The organism is Kitasatospora sp. NPDC056138 (assembly GCF_042264695.1).
Lineage (GTDB): Bacteria > Actinomycetota > Actinomycetes > Streptomycetales > Streptomycetaceae > Kitasatospora.
The window spans coordinates 21,612-39,397 of the sequence record NZ_JBHJVK010000045.1 but is presented as its reverse complement, the minus strand read 5'-3'; the positions used below and the strand labels follow the sequence as shown (position 1 = coordinate 39,397).

18 protein-coding genes are annotated in these 17,786 nt (G+C 73.6%); 5 read left to right on the top strand and 13 right to left on the bottom strand.

What is annotated here, in order from left to right:
• Positions 1–88 precede the first annotated feature (88 nt).
• Positions 89–763, top strand: coding sequence for a hypothetical protein (locus ACFC1R_RS25100; protein ID WP_375942178.1), 675 nt, complete (start codon positions 89–91; stop codon positions 761–763).
• Positions 764–872: 109 nt separating this feature from the next.
• Here the strand turns inward: ACFC1R_RS25100 and ACFC1R_RS25095 are convergent, their stop codons facing one another.
• The 4 genes from ACFC1R_RS25095 to ACFC1R_RS25080 all read right to left on the bottom strand — a co-directional run bounded on the left by ACFC1R_RS25095 (position 873) and on the right by ACFC1R_RS25080 (position 4,794).
• Positions 873–2,033: an Mrp/NBP35 family ATP-binding protein gene (locus ACFC1R_RS25095; RefSeq protein ID WP_375942176.1), complete on the bottom strand. Its 1,161-nt coding sequence runs from the start codon at positions 2,031–2,033 to the stop codon at positions 873–875.
• Between the two features lie 56 nt (positions 2,034–2,089).
• Complete coding sequence (locus tag ACFC1R_RS25090; protein WP_375942174.1) at positions 2,090–2,749, bottom strand: DUF1003 domain-containing protein; 660 nt, start codon at positions 2,747–2,749, stop codon at positions 2,090–2,092.
• Positions 2,715–4,013 (bottom strand): magnesium transporter MgtE N-terminal domain-containing protein, encoded by a 1,299-nt coding sequence (locus ACFC1R_RS25085; RefSeq protein WP_375942172.1) that lies wholly within the window; start codon positions 4,011–4,013, stop codon positions 2,715–2,717. The genes ACFC1R_RS25090 and ACFC1R_RS25085 overlap by 35 nt, the downstream gene beginning before the upstream one ends.
• Before the next feature lie 244 nt (positions 4,014–4,257).
• Positions 4,258–4,794 carry a hypothetical protein gene (locus ACFC1R_RS25080; RefSeq protein ID WP_375942170.1) on the bottom strand — a complete coding sequence of 179 codons (537 nt, stop codon included), beginning with the start codon at positions 4,792–4,794 and terminating at the stop codon, positions 4,258–4,260.
• A gap of 124 nt (positions 4,795–4,918) precedes the next feature.
• Here ACFC1R_RS25080 and ACFC1R_RS25075 point away from each other — a divergent pair, with 124 nt between their 5' ends.
• Positions 4,919–5,860, top strand: a complete 942-nt coding sequence (locus ACFC1R_RS25075; RefSeq protein ID WP_375942168.1) for a DMT family transporter — start codon at positions 4,919–4,921, stop codon at positions 5,858–5,860.
• 37 nt (positions 5,861–5,897) lie between these two features.
• On the opposite strand, the gene corA is transcribed toward ACFC1R_RS25075, so the two are convergent.
• Positions 5,898–7,022, bottom strand: a complete 1,125-nt coding sequence (gene corA, locus ACFC1R_RS25070) for a magnesium/cobalt transporter CorA (RefSeq protein WP_375942166.1) — start codon at positions 7,020–7,022, stop codon at positions 5,898–5,900.
• Between the two features lie 406 nt (positions 7,023–7,428).
• On the opposite strand from corA, the gene ACFC1R_RS25065 reads away from it, so the two are divergent.
• A complete protein-coding gene (locus ACFC1R_RS25065) occupies positions 7,429–8,079 on the top strand; it encodes a suppressor of fused domain protein (RefSeq protein WP_375942164.1) in 651 nt (216 codons plus the stop codon).
• Between the two features lie 33 nt (positions 8,080–8,112).
• Here ACFC1R_RS25065 and ACFC1R_RS25060 read toward each other — a convergent pair whose 3' ends face one another.
• The 5 genes from ACFC1R_RS25060 to ACFC1R_RS25040 all read right to left on the bottom strand — a co-directional run bounded on the left by ACFC1R_RS25060 (position 8,113) and on the right by ACFC1R_RS25040 (position 13,467).
• The gene (locus ACFC1R_RS25060) at positions 8,113–8,961 is read right to left on the bottom strand and encodes a PHP domain-containing protein (protein ID WP_375942228.1); all 849 of its coding nucleotides are present in this window, start codon (positions 8,959–8,961) and stop codon (positions 8,113–8,115) included.
• Positions 8,962–9,149: 188 nt separating this feature from the next.
• The gene (locus ACFC1R_RS25055) at positions 9,150–9,788 is read right to left on the bottom strand and encodes a DUF6758 family protein (protein ID WP_375942162.1); all 639 of its coding nucleotides are present in this window, start codon (positions 9,786–9,788) and stop codon (positions 9,150–9,152) included.
• A 279-nt stretch (positions 9,789–10,067) separates the two neighbouring features.
• The gene (locus ACFC1R_RS25050) at positions 10,068–10,214 is read right to left on the bottom strand and encodes a hypothetical protein (protein ID WP_197084458.1); all 147 of its coding nucleotides are present in this window, start codon (positions 10,212–10,214) and stop codon (positions 10,068–10,070) included.
• 410 nt (positions 10,215–10,624) lie between these two features.
• Positions 10,625–11,494: an alpha/beta fold hydrolase gene (locus ACFC1R_RS25045; RefSeq protein WP_375942160.1), complete on the bottom strand. Its 870-nt coding sequence runs from the start codon at positions 11,492–11,494 to the stop codon at positions 10,625–10,627.
• 314 nt (positions 11,495–11,808) lie between these two features.
• A complete protein-coding gene (locus ACFC1R_RS25040) occupies positions 11,809–13,467 on the bottom strand; it encodes a DEAD/DEAH box helicase (RefSeq protein WP_375942158.1) in 1,659 nt (552 codons plus the stop codon).
• A 759-nt stretch (positions 13,468–14,226) separates the two neighbouring features.
• Between ACFC1R_RS25040 and ACFC1R_RS25035 the strand changes: the two genes are divergently transcribed.
• Positions 14,227–14,955, top strand: coding sequence for a ferritin-like fold-containing protein (locus ACFC1R_RS25035; protein WP_375942156.1), 729 nt, complete (start codon positions 14,227–14,229; stop codon positions 14,953–14,955).
• A 75-nt stretch (positions 14,956–15,030) separates the two neighbouring features.
• Here ACFC1R_RS25035 and ACFC1R_RS25030 read toward each other — a convergent pair whose 3' ends face one another.
• The 3 genes from ACFC1R_RS25030 to ACFC1R_RS25020 all read right to left on the bottom strand — a co-directional run bounded on the left by ACFC1R_RS25030 (position 15,031) and on the right by ACFC1R_RS25020 (position 16,502).
• Positions 15,031–15,306 carry a hypothetical protein gene (locus tag ACFC1R_RS25030; protein ID WP_375942154.1) on the bottom strand — a complete coding sequence of 92 codons (276 nt, stop codon included), beginning with the start codon at positions 15,304–15,306 and terminating at the stop codon, positions 15,031–15,033.
• A gap of 171 nt (positions 15,307–15,477) precedes the next feature.
• Positions 15,478–15,705 (bottom strand): DUF3107 domain-containing protein, encoded by a 228-nt coding sequence (locus tag ACFC1R_RS25025; protein WP_375942227.1) that lies wholly within the window; start codon positions 15,703–15,705, stop codon positions 15,478–15,480.
• A 140-nt stretch (positions 15,706–15,845) separates the two neighbouring features.
• Positions 15,846–16,502 (bottom strand): TetR/AcrR family transcriptional regulator, encoded by a 657-nt coding sequence (locus tag ACFC1R_RS25020; RefSeq protein ID WP_045298616.1) that lies wholly within the window; start codon positions 16,500–16,502, stop codon positions 15,846–15,848.
• 255 nt (positions 16,503–16,757) lie between these two features.
• Here ACFC1R_RS25020 and ACFC1R_RS25015 point away from each other — a divergent pair, with 255 nt between their 5' ends.
• Complete coding sequence (locus tag ACFC1R_RS25015) at positions 16,758–17,666, top strand: alpha/beta fold hydrolase (protein ID WP_375942152.1); 909 nt, start codon at positions 16,758–16,760, stop codon at positions 17,664–17,666.
• Positions 17,667–17,786: the final 120 nt, after the last annotated feature.

The window sequence follows — 17,786 nt, the reverse complement described above, 5'->3', positions numbered from 1 at the left end:
CGGGCCCGAGTCGCCGGGCGGAGGTGCCGCCGTAGGCCACCATGGAGCGCGCTACGGCACGGAACGGTGCAGCGAGGAGGCCCCGGGGATGGATGCGACGAGTCAAGCGGTGGGAACGGCCGAGGCCGTGGTCGGTGCACAGGCCGGCCCGGTGGTCCCGGCCGACCCGCTGGCGCCGTACCTGGCGGCCGACTTCCCCTGGTACGGCCTGGACGACGGCTGGACCGGCCGCCGCTGGCTGATGCAGGCCGGCAGCGGCGGTGTACGGGCGGGTCAGCGCGGCGCCATCGACTACGGCACGCTCGGCCACGGCGAGGAACCGGCCCGGGCGTACGAGTCGAGGGAAATCCGGCGGTTCGCCGTGGTGGTCACGGTGGCCCGCCGGGACGTCCGCCGCAGTGCCGACAACACCGGCATGCTGGAGGCCACCTCCGCCTCCTCCGCAGCCTGGCTGGCCGGCTCGGGCCTGCTCGCCAACAGCTGGCCGGGCCAGCTGGACCGGGCGCTGCGCCAGGACTGGCTGGACCAGCAGAGCGCGCTGGCCTGGGACCTGGCGGACGACCTGGAGGGCTCCGGCTGGAGCTCGCTAACCCTGCCGGTGAACGGTCTGCCGCAGCCCTTCCGCTACCGCGAGTCCGAGTACGGCTGGGTGCTGGCCGGGGAGGCCCCGGGCGTCCTGCTCGGCGCGTACGGACGCGGGGTGAGCGCCTACGGGCTGGGCTTCTCCGCCGTCCCCGACCTGACGGCGTACACCCGGAGCTGACGGAGTACGGAGAACCGCTGCGCTCTTCGACGGCGGAGGGCGCCCACCGAAACGGTGGGCGCCCCCGGAGTGCGCGAGGTCTGGCGGGTGCGAGGTCGGCGGTGCGGGCTCAGAACTTGTTCTTGGGCGTGAGCCCCAGCGAGAGGCCGGAGAGGCCGCGCTGGCGGCCGCCCAGCTTGCCCGCGACGGCGCGCAGCGCGGCGCCGGCGGGGGAGTCGGGAGCGGCGAGCACGACCGGGCGGCCGTCGTCGCCGCCCTCGCGCAGCCGGACGTCGATCGGGATCGAGCCGAGCACCGGGACGGTCGCGCCGACCGAGCGGGTGAGCGCGTCGGCGACGGTCTGACCGCCGCCGGTGCCGAAGACGTCGATCATCTCGTCGCAGTGCGGGCAGGGCATGCCCGACATGTTCTCGATCACGCCGACGATCTTCTGGTGGGTCTGCAGCGCGATCGTCCCGGCCCGCTCGGCCACCTCGGCGGCGGCCATCTGCGGGGTGGTGACGATCAGGATCTCGGCGTTCGGGACCAGCTGGGCGACCGAGATGGCGATGTCACCGGTGCCGGGCGGCAGGTCGAGCAGCAGCACGTCCAGGTCGCCCCAGTACACGTCGGCGAGGAACTGCTGGAGCGCGCGGTGCAGCATCGGGCCGCGCCAGACCACCGGGGCGTTGCCCGGGGTGAACATGCCGATCGAGATGACCTTCACGCCGTTCGCCGACGGCGGCATGATCATGTCCTGGACCTGGGTCGGGCGGCCCTCGACGCCCAGCATCCGGGGCACGCTGTGGCCGTAGATGTCGGCGTCCACCACGGCGACCTTCAGCCCGTCGGCGGCCATCGCGGCGGCCAGGTTGACGGTGACCGAGGACTTGCCGACGCCGCCCTTGCCGGAGGCGACCGCGTACACCCGGGTCAGCGTGCCCGGCTTGGCGAACGGGATCTCCCGCTCGGGGGCACCGCCGCGCAGCAGCTGGGAGAGCTCCTTGCGCTGCTCGTCGCTCATCACGTCGAGCTCGACCTCGACACCGGAGACACCCGGCACCTTGGTGACCGCGTCGGTCACCCGGTTGACGATGGTCTCGCGCATCGGGCAGCCGGAGACGGTCAGGTAGACCGCGACCCGGACGACGCCGCCCTCGGCGATCTCGATCGATTTCACCATGCCGATCTCGGTGATCGGGCGGTTGATCTCCGGGTCGTGGACGGTCGCCAGGGCCTTGCGTACGGATTCCTCCGTCACGCCGGGGGCAACCTCTGTCTCGTTGGCCATGCCTTGATGGTACGGCGAACGTCGAAGTAGTTGACGCCCCAGTAGCGTGCTGCCGATCACAACAGCTCGGAGGACTCCCGCTGACCGTCCAGTTCCTTGAGCAGCGACTGGAGTTCGGAGCGGATGAAGTCGCGGGTGGCGACCTCGCCGAGGCCCTGTCGGAGCGCGGCGACCTCACGGGTCAGGTACTCGGTGTCGGCGATGTTCCGGTCGCTGCGGGCCCGGTCCTGCTCCATGTTGACCCGGTCCCGGTCGTCCTGGCGGTTCTGCGCCAGCAGGATCAGCGGCGCCGCGTAGGAGGCCTGGAGCGAGAGCACCAGGGTCAGGAAGATGAACGGGTACTCGTCGAAGCGGACGTTCGGCGGCAGCATGGTGTTCCAGACGACCCAGGCGATGATCACCACCGTCATCCAGACGATGAACCGCCCGGTGCCCAGGAACCGCGCGATCCGCTCGGAGAGCTTGCCGAAGGCCTCCGGGTCGTAGCTGGGCAGCGTGATCAGACCGGGCCGGCCGGTGCGCGGCTGGTCCAGCCGGGTGCGGGCGGCGCCGCTGCCCGTGCTCTCGGGCCTGGACGAGCGCTGGCTGCCCTCCCTGACGCGCAGTTCGCGCAGCTGGCGCAGCTCCCGCAACTCGCCCTGGAGTCGCTGGCTGGGACCGTCGTCCCGCCTGCCCTTGCGGTCAGCGTCCACCGGCGGCCTCGCTCTCGTGCTCATGGTCCACGGTCTCGCCGCCGTGCAGGGCCGCCTCGCGCCAGTCGTCCGGCAGCAGGTGGTCCAGCACGTCGTCGACGGTGACCGCGCCCAGCAGGTGGTCGGCCTCGTCGACCACCGGGGCGGCCACCAGGTTGTAGGCGGCGAGGTAACTGGTGATCAGCGGCAGCGGGGTGTCCGGCGGCAGCGGGTCGAGGTCGTCGTCCACGATCGAGCCGACCAGGACGTACGGGGGCTCGCGCAGCAGCCGCTGGAAGTGCACCGTACCCAGGTACTTGCCGGTCGGGGTCTCGGTCGGCGGGCGGCAGACGTACACCTGGGCGGCCAGGGCGGGCTTGTTGTCCGAGATCCGGACCCGGGCCAGTGCCTCGGCCACCGTGGCGTCCGGCTCCAGGACGATCGGCTCGGTGGTCATCAGACCGCCGGCGGTGTCCTCCTCGTAGGAGAGCAGCCGGCGCACCGAGGCGGCGTCCTCCGGCTCCATCAGGCGCAGCAGCCGCTCGGCGTCCTCCTCGGGGAGGTCGGAGAGCAGGTCGGCCGCGTCGTCCGGGTCCATCGCCTCCAGGACGTCGGCGGCGCGCTCCTCCTTGAGCTTGCCGATGATCTCGACCTGGTCGTCCTCGGGCAGCTCCTCCAGGACGTCGGCCAGCCGGTCGTCGTCCAGCGCGGCGGCCACCTCGGCGCGGCGCTTGGCGGAGAGGTGGTGCATCACGTTGGCCAGGTCGGCCGGACGCAGCTGCTCGAAGGTGGCCAGCAGGTTGGCCGCGCCCTGCCCCTCCTCGGCGAGCGAGAAGCCGGTCACCGCCGACCAGTCCAGGGTGAGCGTCTCGCCCTTGGCCTTGCGCAGCCGGGTCATCTTGCCGGTCTGCACGAAGACCTTGCTGATCTCCCACTCGCGCACCCGGCTCTGCACCATCGCGACGTCGAGCACGGTGACCGGCTCGTGGGTCTTGGTCCGGGTCACCGTACGGTCCAGCAGTTCGGCGAGGACCAGGGTCTCGGACGGGCGCTGCTCGAACCGCCGCATGTTGATCACGCCGGTGGTCAGCACCTGGCCGGACTCCAGGCTGGTCACCCTCGTCATCGGCAGGAAGATCCGGCGCCGGCCGATCACCTCGACCACCAGCCCCAGCACCCGGGGCGGACGACCGCCGATCCGCAGCGACACCACCACGTCACGGACCCGGCCGACCTGGTCACCGTTCGGGTCGAAGACCGCGACCCCGGAAAGGTGCGAGATGAAGACCCGGCTGCCTGGCCCTGCCATGGACTCCCTCTCTTTTCGGCTGCGCTCCGCACGCACGTAGCGCGCTGCTCCGCGCATAGGCTACCGGTGCCGCCAGCCCGTGGCCCGCCGACCGGCATCGGCTCCCGGCGCCCGCCCGCAGGGCCGTTCGGGGGTGCCGGGAACCGTGTGCGGAACCCGGCGCCTGCGTCGTGTACGAGCCACCCGCCCGCCGGGCAGCCCCCGCCCCCGGCGGGCGGGCCGCCTCCCGGTGCGCCCGGGCGGCTCAGCCCTTGCGGCGCTTGAGCAGCAGCTTCGGCAGTCCGGCAGGGATCGGCTTGCGGGTGGTCGCGGACGACGGCATCGGGGCCGCGGAGTGCGAGCCCTCCGGCATCGCTCCCGGCTGCTCGGTGAGCGGCCCGGACGGCTCCAGCCGGAGCACCCGGCACTCGCGGGCCCAGCGCTCGCCGATCGCGTCGGTGTCGGGCGCGTTCAGCCGCTTGCCCTTGAGCTCCTCGACCGCGCCCGTCCAGGCCTCGCTCCCCGGCGCCAGCTCGCCGACCCGGGCCGTCCAGCCGACCAGCCGCCCCCACTTGTCCTTGCTGCGCACCGTCACGGCGGCGGTGGACCGGTCGGTGAGGCCGTGCAACGGCTGCTCGGCGCCGTCGCCGACCACCACCACCGCACCGTCGTGCCAGGCGTGCCAGAGTGCCCGGCTGTGCGGCTGCCCCTCGGCCTGCACCCAGAGCAGGCCGGACTTCTTCGCGGCCTCCTCCAGCAGCGCACGGTCGAGGAAGGCGTCGGCGGTGGTCGTAGGCTCCATGCCGGACAGCGTACGACCTGGGTGTCCGAGGGGTGTCTCACCGGTCAGAACGACAGTTACGTCAGTCAGGTGGAGGCCTTACCGTGGGGACCGATTCGTCCGCCTCCGTTCGCCGAGGAGAGCTGTGCCCGCCGCCAGGCCCGACACCGCCGTGTCCACCGCCGCCCCGAGCCCCGGCGCCGCCGCTCCGCACCCGCTGCCCAAGCTGGACCTGGTCCTGCTCGCGGTCTCCATCGGAGGGATCTCGCTCTCCGCCCCGCTGATCAGCGCCACCGCCGCGCCCGCGCTGGCGATCGCCCTCTGGCGCAACGCCATGTCGGTCGGCGTGCTCGGCCCGTACGCGCTGCTGCGGCACCGTGCCGAGCTGCGCGGGATCGGCCGACGGCCGCTGCTGCTGGCGATGGCGGCGGGTGCGCTGCTCGCGGCGCACTTCGCGCTCTGGATGCCCAGCCTGCGGATGACCTCGGTGGCCTCGTCGACCGCACTGGTCACCACCACCCCGCTCTGGACGATCCTGCTGCTGCGGCTGGCCGGCCGCCGGGCGCCGAGGCTGGTCTGGCTCGGCATGGCGGTGGCGTTCGCCGGGGTGCTGGTGCTGACCGGCGTGGACCTGTCGCTCTCGCCGCGGGCCCTGCTCGGCGATGCGCTGGCGCTCGGCGCCGGGCTGGCCGCCGCAGGGTACGTGCTGCTGGGCGCCGAGGTACGGCGGACCGTCAGCACCACGGCGTACACGCTGGTCTGCTACGCGACCACCTCGGTCGTCCTGCTCGGCGTCTGCCTGGCGGCGGGTGTCCCGCTCGCCGGCTGGCCGGCCGGGGTGTGGTGGCAGATCGCCCTGCTGATGGTGGCCGCACAGCTGCTCGGCCACTCGTTGAGCAACCGGGTGGTCCGCTCCTTGGGCCCGTCGGTCACCTCGACGGCGATCCTGCTGGAGACCCCGGGCGCGGCCCTGATCGCGGCCCTGTGGCTGGGCCAGTGGCCGCCGGCGGCCGCGTACCCGGCCGTGGCCCTGATCCTGCTCGGCCTGGTCCTGGTGGCCCGTGGCGGCCGCGGCGCCCCCGCGTGAGCCGTGGCCGTGGCGCCCGGGGCGGGTGCTGCGGGTGCTACAGCCAGCCGTTGCGGCGGAAACCCCGGTACATGCCGATACAGATGAGCACGATGCCGCCGAGCACCACCGGGTACCCGTACGGGCTCTTCAGCTCGGGCATGTAGTCGAAGTTCATGCCGTAGACGCCGGTGATCATGGTGGGCACGGCGAAGATCGCCGCCCAGGCGGTGATCTTGCGCATGTCCTCGTTCTGCGCCACCGAGACCTGCGCCAGGTTGGCCTGGAGCAGCGAGTTGAGCAGTTCGTCGAAGCCGTGCACCTGCTCGGTGACCCGGGCCAGGTGGTCGGCGACGTCCCGGAAGTACTTCTGGATGTTCGGGTCCACCAGGCGCTGCACCGGCTCGGAGAGCTGCTGCATCGGCCGCAGCAGCGGCGTCACCGCGCGCTTGAACTCCAGCACCTCGCGCTTGAGCTGGTACACCCGGCCGACGTCGCCGCCCCGGCCGCCCTTGTTGGCGAAGACCTCGTACTCGATCTCGTCGACGTCGTTCTGCAGCCGGTCGGCGACCAGCAGGTAGTTGTCCACCACCTGGTCCGCGATCGCGTGCAGCACGGCGGACGGCCCCCGCCCGAGCAGTCCCGCGCCGTCCTGGTCGGCCTCCAGCCGGTGGCGCAGGTCCGTCAGCGAGCTGTGCCCGCCGTGCCGGACGGTGATCACGAAGTCCGGGCCGACGAAGACCATCAGCTCGCCGGTCTCGACCACCTCGCTGGTCGGCGTCAGCTGGTCGTGCTCGACGTAGCGGATGGTCTTGAAGACGGCGAACAGCACGTCGTCGTAGCGCTCGACCTTGGGCCGTTGGTGGGCGTGGACCGCGTCCTCGACGGCCAGCGGGTGCAGCCCGAAGCGCTGCGCGATGCCCTCGAACTCGGCCTCGGTCGGCTCGTGCAGCCCGATCCAGCTGAACGATCCTGCGTCCGTCTCCCTGGCCTGCCTGACCCGTTGCACGGCCTCGCGCGGGCTGCAGCTCTCGCCGTGCCGCTTGCCGTCCCGGTAGACCGCGCAGTCCACCACGGCCGAGGTGACGTCCCCGACGTGCAGGGCGTCGAACCCGTCGGCGTCGGCGTCGACGCGGCGTCGGTGCGGGCGGACGGCGGCGCGCAGGTTGTTGATCATCGACATGGCAGGCTCCTCGGGCAGGAACCGTCGCACGGCAGGCGCTGGGACGCTGGGTGGGACGGCGGAAGAAACACCAGGTGATTCCGGGCCTGCGGCCGGTCCAGCTGCCTTGCTGGGGCACGGTGAGGACTGCGCGGGCTCCGGGGAAGGTGCTCGCCGGACCGGAGGTGACGGCGCCTCAACTGCCGGATCGGGAAGGGATCAACGGCACGTACGGTGAAGGCGACGCGGCGGCCGGGCAGAGCTGCCGGTACTGCATGGTCGGCTGGTATCCACCGCAACCACCTCCTTCATGCCGCTGCCCCGGAGAGAGGATCCCCAGTGGCCAGCTGCCCACACTAACAGTTGACGGCCGGCCAACGACGGGGGGTCGGAGGAGGGCCCGGCGGCCGGGCGTTAGGGTCTGGCCATGGCGCACGACTTCCCGCTCTTCGGCGACCCCACCGACCCTTCGGGCAGCGGCTCCGACGAGCTCTCCCGCGAGGCGGTGCTGGCGGCCGTCGAGGCCCGTCTGCTGGCAACTCTCGGCGAATCCAGCGGCCGGGCGGCCGTCACCTTCCTCGGCGCGGACCGGATCGAGGTCCTGCGCTTCGGCCCCGACGCGGACGGCCTGGTGAGGTACGTCACGCTCGGCATGTCGGCTGCGCCGATGGCCGACCCGACCGCGGTGGTCGCCGACCCGGTGCGCGGGCCCCGGGTCGAGTTGGTGCTCACCGTCCGTGGGGGGCGCGACGACGTGCTCCGCACGCTGGCCACCTTCGCCGCCACCCCGCAGGTCGAGGGTCTGGTCCTGGCTCCGGGCGGCTCGCTGGACCTCGGCTCCCCGCTCTGGGAGGGGGCCCCCTTCACCTCCGTCCTCGCCGCCGAGCCCGGCGGTCTGGTCCCGGACCTCGAACTCGCCGACCCGGCCGAGCCCGTGCGCTTCCTGCCGCTGCTGCCGATGACGCCCAACGAGGCCGCGTTCAAGCGGGTGCAGGGTGCCGAAGCGCTCCAGGAGCGCTGGCTGCGGCACGGCACCGACCTGCGCGACCCCCGGCGCCGGGGCGTACCGCTCGACTGAGCCGCCGTCAGCAGGACCGGCCCCGCAGGGGCGTCAGCCGGTGACCGGGCGGGCCCCGGTCGCCTGGGCCACCAGGGCCTCGTACACGCCGGGGTCGGTGGTGCACTCGCCGAGGCGGACGGTCTTGCGGCTGCCGTGGTAGTCGCTGGATCCGGTCGTCAGCAGGCCGAGCTCGGCCGCCAGGCCGCGCAGGTGCTCGCGGGTCTCCTCGTCGTGGTCCAGGTGGTCCACCTCCAGCGCGGCCAGCCCGGCCGCCGCCAGATCGGCGATCACCTGGTCGGAGACCGTGCGGCCGCGCTTGACCGCCCCGGGGTGCGCGAACACCGGCACCCCGCCGGCCGCCCTGACCAGCCGGACGGCCGTGGCCGGGTCCGTCTCGTGCTTGCGGACGTCCGCCCGGCCGCCGTTGGCCAGCCAGTCCCGGGTGAAGGCGTCCGACACGGTCGCCACGACGCCCGCTTCGACCAGTGCGCTGGCGATGTGCGGACGGCCCACCGACCCCGCGCCCGCGATCCGCTCCACCTGCTCCCAGCTGATCGGTGCGCCCAGCTCCCGGCAGCGTTCCACGATCGCCCGCCCGCGCCGGAACCGGTCGGTGCGGACCAGCTCGCGCTCGGCGGCGAACTCCGGCTCGGCCGGGTCGAAGAGGTACGCCAGCAGGTGCATGCTGATGCCGTCCACCTGGCAGGACAGCTCGGCTCCCGGGATCAGGGTCAGCCCGGTGCCCCGGACGGCGGCCGCCGCCTCGGCGTGCCCGGCCACCGTGTCGTGGTCGGTCAGCGCGACCACGTCGAGCCCGGCCGCCAGCGCCGAGGCGATCAGCTCGGTGGGGGAGTCGGTGCCGTCGGAGGCGTTGCTGTGGGCGTGCAGGTCGATGAGCACGGTCTTCGGCACTCCAGGAAGCGGGCGGGCAGGTGCGCCCCAGGATAGTCAGCAGCGGTTGACGGCCGAGGGCGTTCCGGACAGCCCGTCCGCCTCCTGGCCGCCCGTCTTCCTGCCCGTCCGTGCGCTCCCGGCTGTCGGCCTGTCCGTCCGCTCCCCGGGCGCCCGTCCGGCCGCTCGCGTCCCGCTCAGCCGAGCAGGCGCGGGGAGAGCGCCCCGCAGGGCAGCAGTTCGAGCTCCGCGCCCGCGTCCCGCAGATCGGTGAGCACCAGTTCGTCGTACATCATCAGCGCCGACGTCTCGGGCCAGACGATCGCCCAGAGCCACAGCCCGCGCGCCTCGCCGACGAAGACGGCCCGGTCGGTGGGGGCGTCCGGCACGTGGAACATCGGGGTCGGGCGGCCGGCGGCGAGCAGCTTGGCGTCGGCGGGCTTGTAGAGCGACACCGAGTCGCCCGGGTCGGGCCCCGGCAGGCCCGCGTACCTGGCGCCGAGGCCGACGCCCAGCTCCTCGGCCACCAGGACCAGCTCGCCGAAGCCGCCCAGCGGCGCCGGCCCCGAGCAGGCCACCGCGGTGGCCCGGGCACCCGAGACGTCGTCCCCGGCGTGGGCGATGCCGGTGAACAGCCAGCCGACCGGGAGCGGCCAGGGCAGCCAGACCGGGACCTGCGAGCGGGCCACCGCCACGCTCAGCGCTTCCACACTCGGAGGCAGCACCGGCTGCATCGGATGTACGGCGCCGTGCTGGTCGCACTGCCAGGTGTCGGAGAAGAGGCCGGGGGCGCGGACCCGACCGGCGCACCTCGGGCAGCTTGGCTCGCCCCTCATAGCGGACAACGCTCCTCCCTCCGGAGCGCCGCGTCAAGGACGATCACCCGTACGGAGTGCGCCACGTTGCTCCCCCGGGGTGACCGTGCGGGCAGCTGCCCCCGGGGTGGATGTCCGGTGGCGGGCGGCGGCAAACGTCCGCCCGGGGAACGGGCGGGACCGGAACGCACTGACGCCCCGCCGACGATCCGCTCTCGGATCGGAGGGTGACGGGGCGTCAGTTCGGTATCGGAACGTCGGACGCGGCCTCGGCTGGGGCCTCGGTCGGTCCGGCGTGGGTCAGGCCGCCTTGCACGGGCGGATGTAGAGGCGCTCCCCGGTGCGGGCGGCTGCCTCGACGAACTCGCGGACGGTGTCCGCGTCGGCGATCAGGCGGTCGGTGACGGCGCCCTGGGCGTCGTCCAGTCGGAGGATCTCGAAACGCATGGGCCTCTCCCTTCCCTGCCCCGCTGGCTTGGGGGCGATTCGGCTCGGTCGTCGTGCGTGTGCCGTTCCCGGCATGTGGTCCACGGTGTCGCGGCGCTGCTTCCGGGCGGTTGCCCGTCCGTAAAGTCCTGGTTTCGGCGAACTGTCGCCATCGAGGTCAACGGGTCGGCAGGGCGCGATGATTCCCGGACAGAATCAAATATTACCCGAGCTAACGAAATTTGTCGCCCGGGTTTCCCAACCCCCGGCGAGCCCGGGCGGACGATGTCAGGTCGGGGCAGGACGCGCCAGGCCGGATGTGCGGCGGGCGCGGGCGGACGAGGGCGGGTCCCGGTCGGGGCGGGGATCGCTTCGGGTGGCAGCGGCGAGCGCGGGCCGGCGCGGGCGGGTCCGGGCGGTGCGGCTGGGGGTCAGCCCGCCCAGAACTCGGTGAGTGCGGCGGCCGTCGCGCCCGGCTGCTCGGCGTTGGGGGAGTGTCCGGCACCGGGGACCACCACCCGGCGGGCGGCCAGCCGCTCGGCCATGTGGGACTGCTCCTCGACCGGCCAGGCGTAGTCCTGCTCCCCGGAGAGCACCAGCTTGGGCAGGGCGACGGCGGCCAGGTCCGCGACCCGGTCCGGGGCGGTGACCAGATGGGTGCCTGCGGCGATCAGCGCCTGCGGGACGTTCGACAGCCAGCGGCGGTGCAGGAAGTCCGCGATCTCGGCACGCGGGGCCGGTACGCCCTTGCTCTCGTCCAGCTGGCGCATGACCTGCCAGATCGACTCCAGGTCCATCGTCCCCAGGGCGTCGATCAGCAGCTTGGTCCGGCCCGCCTCGCCCGGCGCGATCGCACCGGGGCCGGTGGCGAGCAGGGTGAGCGAGTGCCACGGCAGCGCCGGCCCCTCGGCCGCCGCGGCGAGTACGGCCTGGCGGACCACCTGGCCGCCGAAGGAGTGGCCGAGCAGGTGCAGCGGGCCGCCGTCGGCGAGCTCCGCGGAGAGCGCGAGGACGTCGCGGGCCAGCTCGTCGATCGCGTAGGCGGCCGGATCGGCCGGGCCGCCGCTCTCGTGCTGGCCGCGCTGGTCCACCGCGAGCACCCGGTAGCCGGCCGCGGCGAGCGGCTCCAGCAGCGCGATGAAGTCCTCCTTGCTGCCGGTGAACCCCGGCACCAGCAGCGCCGTCCCGCGCACCGCCCCTCCCCGGGGCACCGCCTCCAGCGCGGCGAAGTCGCCCCGGGCGGTCCCCACCCGCAGTGCCCGCGCACAGCCGGGAAGTGTCAGAAACGGCGGCGTGCTCATCGGCCCTACTCCTCGGTAGCCAGAACTCTTCCCCGAGCTTAGCCAGCCGGCGCCCCCGGGAGGGCGAGGGAAGCGCCCGCGGCGCGCTGGGCGGGCCGTCCGGCGGTCGTGCCGCTCCCCGCGGCCCGGGTGCGTCGTCCGGCGCGCGGGGCGTGCGGGAGTGCGGCGGGAGGGCTGCCAGGGGGCACCGAACCGGGTGACCGGGTTCAGCGCGGGCGGGCCTTCGGCAGTCCGGCGGCCGGGCGGCCTCCCGGGCGGGAGAACGCCGACGGGCGGGCCGATCGACGACGATCGGCCCGCCCGTTCGGGGTGGCTCAGCTCTCCGGAGTGGCCTCGGGGGCCGCAGCGGAGCGGCGGGTGCGGGTACGGGTACGGCTGCGACGAGCCTCGCCGCCCTCCGCCTCGCCGCCCTCGCCCTTCGCCGCCACGGTGCTCGCGGCGGCGGCCTCGGCGGGAGCCGGCACGGTCTCGGCGGCGGCCTCACCGCTCGCGGTGCTGCGCGGACGACGACGGCGCCGACGCGGAGCCTCGGCCTCGCCCTCGCCCGCAGTCGCGTCCGGGGCGACCGCGGCCAGAGCGGCGGCCGCAACCGCGGCACCGGTGTCGGCCGAGGTCTCGACGCCTCCGGCGGCCTCCGGGCTCACACCGCCACGGGTACGGCGGCGCTGCCGCGGCGTACGCGCGGGGCGCTCGGTCTCGGCGGTCTCGGCGGCGACGGTGGTCTCGGCGGCGGCGCCACCGCGTCCGCCCCGCGCGCGGCCGGCGCGCGAACCGCGTCCGCCGGTCTCGCCGAGGTCCTCGACCTCTTCGGCGCCGAGGCCCGCCCTGGTCCGCTCGGCGCGCGGCAGCACGCCGGTCGTCCCGGGGGTGATCTTCAGCAGCTCGTACAGGTGGGCGGAGGTGGAGTAGGTCTCCTCCGGCTCGTTGAACGGCAGGTCGAGCGCCTTGTTGATCAGCTGCCAGCGCGGGATGTCGTCCCAGTCCACCAGCGTGACGGCGGTGCCCGAGGCCCCGGCGCGGCCGGTGCGGCCGATCCGGTGCAGGTAGGTCTTCTCGTCCTCGGGGCACTGGTAGTTGATGACGTGGGTGACGCCCTCGACATCGATGCCGCGGGCCGCGACGTCGGTGCAGACCAGGACGTCGACCTTGCCGTTGCGGAAGGCCCGCAGGGCCTGCTCGCGCGCGCCCTGGCCGAGGTCGCCGTGGACCGCGCCGGCCGCGAAGCCGCGCTTGGTCAGCTGCTCGGAGACGTCGGCGGCGGTCCGCTTGGTGCGGCAGAAGATCATCGCCAGGCCGCGGCCGTCGGCCTGCAGGATGCGCGAGACCATCTCGACCTTGTCGAGCGAGTGGGCACGGAAGATGTGCTGCTCGATGTTGGCCACGGTGGTGCCGGTGTCGTCCGGTGCGGCGGCCCGGATGTGGGTCGGCTGGCTCATGTAGCGGCGGGCGAGGCTGATCACCTGGCCCGGCATGGTGGCCGAGAAGAGCAGGGTCTGCCGCTTGGCGGGCAGCATGGTGATGATCTTCTCGACGTCCGGCAGGAAGCCCAGGTCGAGCATCTCGTCGGCCTCGTCGAGGACCAGCGAGCGGACCTTCGACAGGTCCAGCTTGCGCTGGCCCGCCAGGTCGAGCAGGCGGCCCGGGGTGCCGACCACGATGTCGACGCCCTTCTTGAGCGCCTCCACCTGCGGCTCGTACGCCCGGCCGCCGTAGACCGCGAGGACGCGGACGTTGCGGACCTTGCCGGCCGTCTGCAGGTCGTTGGTGACCTGGGTGCAGAGCTCGCGGGTCGGAACGATGATCAGCGCCTGCGGGCTCTCGGAGAGCTGCTCCTCGGTGGCGCGGCCGGCGTCCACGTCGGCGCGGACGATGGCGCGCTCGATCAGCGGGAGGCCGAAACCGAGGGTCTTGCCGGTGCCGGTCTTGGCCTGGCCGATGACGTCGTGGCCGGTCAGTGCGACCGGCAGGGTCATCTCCTGGATGGGGAAGGGGTGGACGATGCCGACGGCCTCCAGGGCCTCGGCGGTCTCCGGGAGGATCCCCAGGTCCCGGAACGTGGTCTTGTCGGGTTCAACGGTGGTGGACAGGGTGCTGCCTCTTCCATGTGGTGGGGCCGAGAGCGAGAGGCGGGGCGGGCAGTCACACGGCTGCTCGCGGGCCTGCCAGGCCCTGCCACAGCTGCGGGACGCACAACCGCGCCTGCCCCTGCGGCCTGCCGGCTCGAGCGGCCCGAAGGGCGGGCGCGTCGTCCGGCGGCGCGGGGGAGGGTTCCCGTGAGGGGCCAGGCGCGGGACCTCCGCCGTTCGGCGCGGTCCGCAACGGCCCTCGCTCGGCCACTGATGCGGTGCCAAGGCTTGAAGTCCAAGCCAAGGTCGGAGCCGATCGGCTCTCCGACCGGGCATCCGCGTACGTGAGCACCCGGTGTCCGTACGGAGCACGTATGCGCGGCCCGCCGTGGGGTGGCCGGCCGCGCGAATACACCAAGCCTCGCCACCAACCATACAGTCCGGCGACGACTCGAACACGTGACGCGGCTAACGCGGGAGCTCCGGAGACCGGCGGTGTCCGACCCGGGGCCCGGGCCGGTCTAGGGTGGCGAGCCGTGACTCTGCCCCCACGAGGGCCGGGTGCTTCCCGCTCGCCTGCGGACGCAGGCCATGGCGGTCCGGCCCGGACCGCCGCGCTGTGGCAGAGTCCCGACTGTACAACGGGGCATCGAAAAGCGAGGACTGATGGAGACTCAGGAATCCGGCGGCGAGCACCCGATCGGTTCGATCGGGGACTGGACGACCTGCGCGGCGGACCCGGGCTACCGGGCGGCCGTGCTCGACCTGCTCGGCGCGCTCGCGTACGGCGAGCTGAGCGCCTTCGAGCGGCTCGCCGAGGACGCCAAGTTCGCCCCCGGCCTGGCCGACAAGGCCGCGCTGGCCAGGATGGCCTCCGCGGAGTTCCAGCACTACCAGCTGCTGCACGACCGGCTGGTGGAGGTCGGCGCGGACCCGACCGAGGTGATGGGCCCCTTCGTCGAGCCGCTGGAGTCCTTCCACCGCCTGACGGCGCCCTCGGACTGGCTGGAGGGCCTGGTCAAGGCGTACGTCGGCGACTCGATCGCCACCGACTTCTACCGCGAGGTGGCGGTCCGGCTGGACGACGACACCCGCGACCTGGTGCTCCGGGTGATGGCGGACACCGGGTACGCGCAGTTCGCCGTGGACCGGGTGCGGCAGGCGATCGAGGCCGAGAGCCGGGTCGGCGGACGCCTGGCGCTCTGGGGCCGGCGACTGATGGGCGAGGCGCTCAGCCAGGCGCAGCGCGTGGTCGCCGAGCGGGACGCGCTCTCCAACCTGCTGGTCGGTGGCGCCCAGGTGCAGGGCTTCGACCTGGTCGAGGTCGGCAAGATGTTCAACCGGATCACCGAGGCGCACACCCGGCGGATGGCCGCCCTGGGCCTGGCCTCCTGACCCTGCCGGGAAACACCGGGGACAACGCCGGGGACGGCGCGGGCGGCTCCTGCGGAGGCCGCCGCTCCGCGCCCCTCAGGCGTGCCGGTGCCGGCCGTGCCGGGCGGCGTGCTCGGGGCGGGCGAGGACCGAGACCAGCAGCGCGGAGCCGACCGCGGAGATCGCCAGCGAGACGCCGGGCAGCTGGGCGGCGAGCGTGTAGCGGGAGATCCACCCCGCGAGCAGGGCCGCCACCACCGCGGTGCCGACGGTCAGGCTGCGCACCGCCGGGAAGTACTCGGGCAGCAGGGTCACCGCTCCGGCCCCGACGGCCAGTCCGATGAGCACGAAGGCGAACGACTCGACGAGCACGGGCTGCCTCCCGGGACCGATCGGGTGTGCGGCCGAACGGCCCGCACGGGTTCCGGTTCGGCCATACCCGGCCGCCGCCGGTGGTACGCGTGCCCGACGAAAACGGCGTTGCCCCGTCCCTCCCGGGGAGGAACGGGGCAACGCCGTAGAGCCCGTGGCGCTGATGGCGCCTCAGACGGTGCCGAAGCCCACCTTGCGCGCGGCCGGCTCGCCGATCTCGACGTAGGCCAGGCGCTCGGCCGGGACGATGATGCGGCGGCCGTGCTCGTCGGTCAGCGAGAAGAGCTTCGAGGTGCCCTCCAGTGCCTTGGCGACCGCGTTCTCGACCTCATCGGCAGACTGCGAGATCTCGAGAACGATCTCGCGGGGTGCGTTCTGCACGCCGATCTTGACCTCCACGGCTTCCTTCCCTCCGGGGTTGCAGCCATCCATGCGCGGGCTCCTCGAACGCGTGTTCGCGGTGATCGCGCCGTACGGCTTCACCTTAGAGCACGGGCACCGCCCCGAGGAGGAGGTCCGGTGATCGCTCCGGTGACCGCTCAGTCCGCGGCGGGGCCCTGCCCCGGCTCGGCCGGGTGCATCGGGAATCCCTTCAGACCGCGCCAGGCCAGGCTGGCGACCAGGCGGACGGCCTCGTCGCGGGGGATCTCCAGCCCCTGCGAGAGCCAGTAGCGGGCGGTGATCTGGGCCAGGCCGCAGACCCCGGCGGCGAGCAGCTTGGACTCCGCCTCCGGCAGGTCGGTGTCCTCCGCGATGACCTTGCTGACCAGCGTCGCGCTGGCGTCCGAGGCCCGCTCGACCCGCTCGCGCACGGCCGGCTCGTTCGTCAGGTCGGACTCGAAGACCAGCCGGAACGCGCCGGACTCGCTGGAGACGTAGTTGAAGTACGCCTCCATGGTCGCGGCCACGCGCTGCTTGTTGTCGGTGGTCGCGGAGAGCGCGTTGCGGGTGGCGTCCACCAGGGCCTCGCAGTGCTTGTCGAGCAGTGCGAGGTAGAGCTCCAGCTTCCCCGGGAAGTGCTGGTACAGCACCGGCTTGCTGACCCCGGCGCGGTCGGCGATGTCGTCCATGGCCGCGGCGTGGTAGCCCTGGGCGACGAACACCTCCTGTGCGGCACCGAGCAGTTGTTCGCGTCGGGCGCTTCGCGGCAGGCGGGCACCGCGTGGGCGCTCCTGCGCCTCCTGGATGGCCGTCACGGGCGCTCCTCACTTGACGGTCTGCGGCAGTGCGCCGACGGGGTGGACGGCGTGCCGGGTATAGCTGGCAAGGTCACTGATTCTACTTTTGAGTAATGGGATCTGCGCCTGGTGCAGACGAGAAAAGCGCAGGAACGCCTTGTCGGGAGCCCACAATACGGCGCGGGGCCGCACTGTCCAGGGGGTGAGATCGAACAGTTCGGCGGGGCGGGGGGTCCGGGGTCCGCGGAACCGGTCCCCCTACCATCGTCCTCCATGAGCGCTGAGCAGCAGGTCGGGCCCGAGGCCGAGCCGGTCCGCACCGTCGCCGTGCCCGGGGCGGTCCTCGCGGTGAGCGGCCCCTCGTCCGACAGCGCCGGGCTGCCGCCCGCGCTCTTCGTCCACGGCCTCGGCGGCTCCGGCGACAACTGGACCGAACTGATGGCAGCCCTCGCCGACCGGGTCCGCGGTGAGGCCCTGGACCTGCCGGGCTTCGGCCACTCGGCGCCGCCGTCGGACGGCAACCTGTCCGTCTCCGGCCACGTCCGGGCGGTGATCGGCTACCTGGAGGCCTCCGGGCGCGGGCCGGTGCACCTGTTCGGCAACTCGCTCGGGGGCGCGGTGGCCGTCCGGCTCGCCGCCCTCCGCCCCGACCTGGTGCGCACCCTCACCCTGATCTCGCCCGCCCTGCCGGAGCTGCCGCCGCAGCCCTCCGCCTGGCCGACCGGTCTGCTCGCCGTCCCGGGTGTGCCGACGCTGCTCCGGCGCGGCCCGGTCGGCCGCCGCAGCCCCGAGGAGGCCACCGAGGGCTTCCTGGACCTGGTCTACGGCGACCTGGCCGCCGTCCCGGCCGAGCGCCGGGAGCGGGCGGTGAACGAGTACCGCCGGCGGCTCGGCGTCCCGCACGCGATGCAGGCGATGGTCGGCTCGGCGCGCGGGATCGTCTCCGCCTACACCGAGCGCGGCGACCAGGCGCTGTGGCGGCAGGCCGAGCAGGTGAAGGCGCCGGTGCTGCTGGTGTACGGGCTGAAGGACAAGCTGGTCTCGTACCGGTCGGCGCGGCGGGCCTGCGCGGCCTTCGCGGACGCGCGGCTGCTGGTGCTGCCGGAGTCCGGGCACGTCGCGATGATGGAGCACCCCGCACAGGTGGCACGGGCCGTCCGGGAGCTGCTGGCGGAGGTCTGACCGCGCTCCCCCGGCGTGCCCCGAGGGCGTTGAAACGCGGCGCACCGGTGGATGTCACGCGCGTTCACTCGTTCAGGTGGCAACCGGGCGGCTGACCGAGGCGGGGCCGGGGTCTCGTTC

Excerpts from the sequence above, each read along its gene's own strand:
- ACFC1R_RS25100 (WP_375942178.1), top strand. The coding sequence starts at position 89 with ATGGATGCGACGAGTCAAGCGGTGGGAACGGCCGAGGCCGTGGTCGGT.
- ACFC1R_RS25040 (WP_375942158.1), bottom strand. The coding sequence starts at position 13,467 with ATGACCCTGCCGGTCGCACTGACCGGCCACGACGTCATCGGCCAGGCC.
- corA (WP_375942166.1), bottom strand. The coding sequence starts at position 7,022 with ATGTCGATGATCAACAACCTGCGCGCCGCCGTCCGCCCGCACCGACGC.
- ACFC1R_RS25045 (WP_375942160.1), bottom strand. The coding sequence starts at position 11,494 with ATGAGCACGCCGCCGTTTCTGACACTTCCCGGCTGTGCGCGGGCACTG.
- ACFC1R_RS25050 (WP_197084458.1), bottom strand. The coding sequence starts at position 10,214 with ATGCGTTTCGAGATCCTCCGACTGGACGACGCCCAGGGCGCCGTCACC.
- ACFC1R_RS25065 (WP_375942164.1), top strand. The coding sequence starts at position 7,429 with ATGGCGCACGACTTCCCGCTCTTCGGCGACCCCACCGACCCTTCGGGC.
- ACFC1R_RS25090 (WP_375942174.1), bottom strand. The coding sequence starts at position 2,749 with ATGAGCACGAGAGCGAGGCCGCCGGTGGACGCTGACCGCAAGGGCAGG.
- ACFC1R_RS25055 (WP_375942162.1), bottom strand. The coding sequence starts at position 9,788 with ATGAGGGGCGAGCCAAGCTGCCCGAGGTGCGCCGGTCGGGTCCGCGCC.
- ACFC1R_RS25035 (WP_375942156.1), top strand. The coding sequence starts at position 14,227 with ATGGAGACTCAGGAATCCGGCGGCGAGCACCCGATCGGTTCGATCGGG.
- ACFC1R_RS25085 (WP_375942172.1), bottom strand. The coding sequence starts at position 4,013 with ATGGCAGGGCCAGGCAGCCGGGTCTTCATCTCGCACCTTTCCGGGGTC.
- ACFC1R_RS25015 (WP_375942152.1), top strand. The coding sequence starts at position 16,758 with ATGAGCGCTGAGCAGCAGGTCGGGCCCGAGGCCGAGCCGGTCCGCACC.
- ACFC1R_RS25080 (WP_375942170.1), bottom strand. The coding sequence starts at position 4,794 with ATGGAGCCTACGACCACCGCCGACGCCTTCCTCGACCGTGCGCTGCTG.
- ACFC1R_RS25095 (WP_375942176.1), bottom strand. The coding sequence starts at position 2,033 with ATGGCCAACGAGACAGAGGTTGCCCCCGGCGTGACGGAGGAATCCGTA.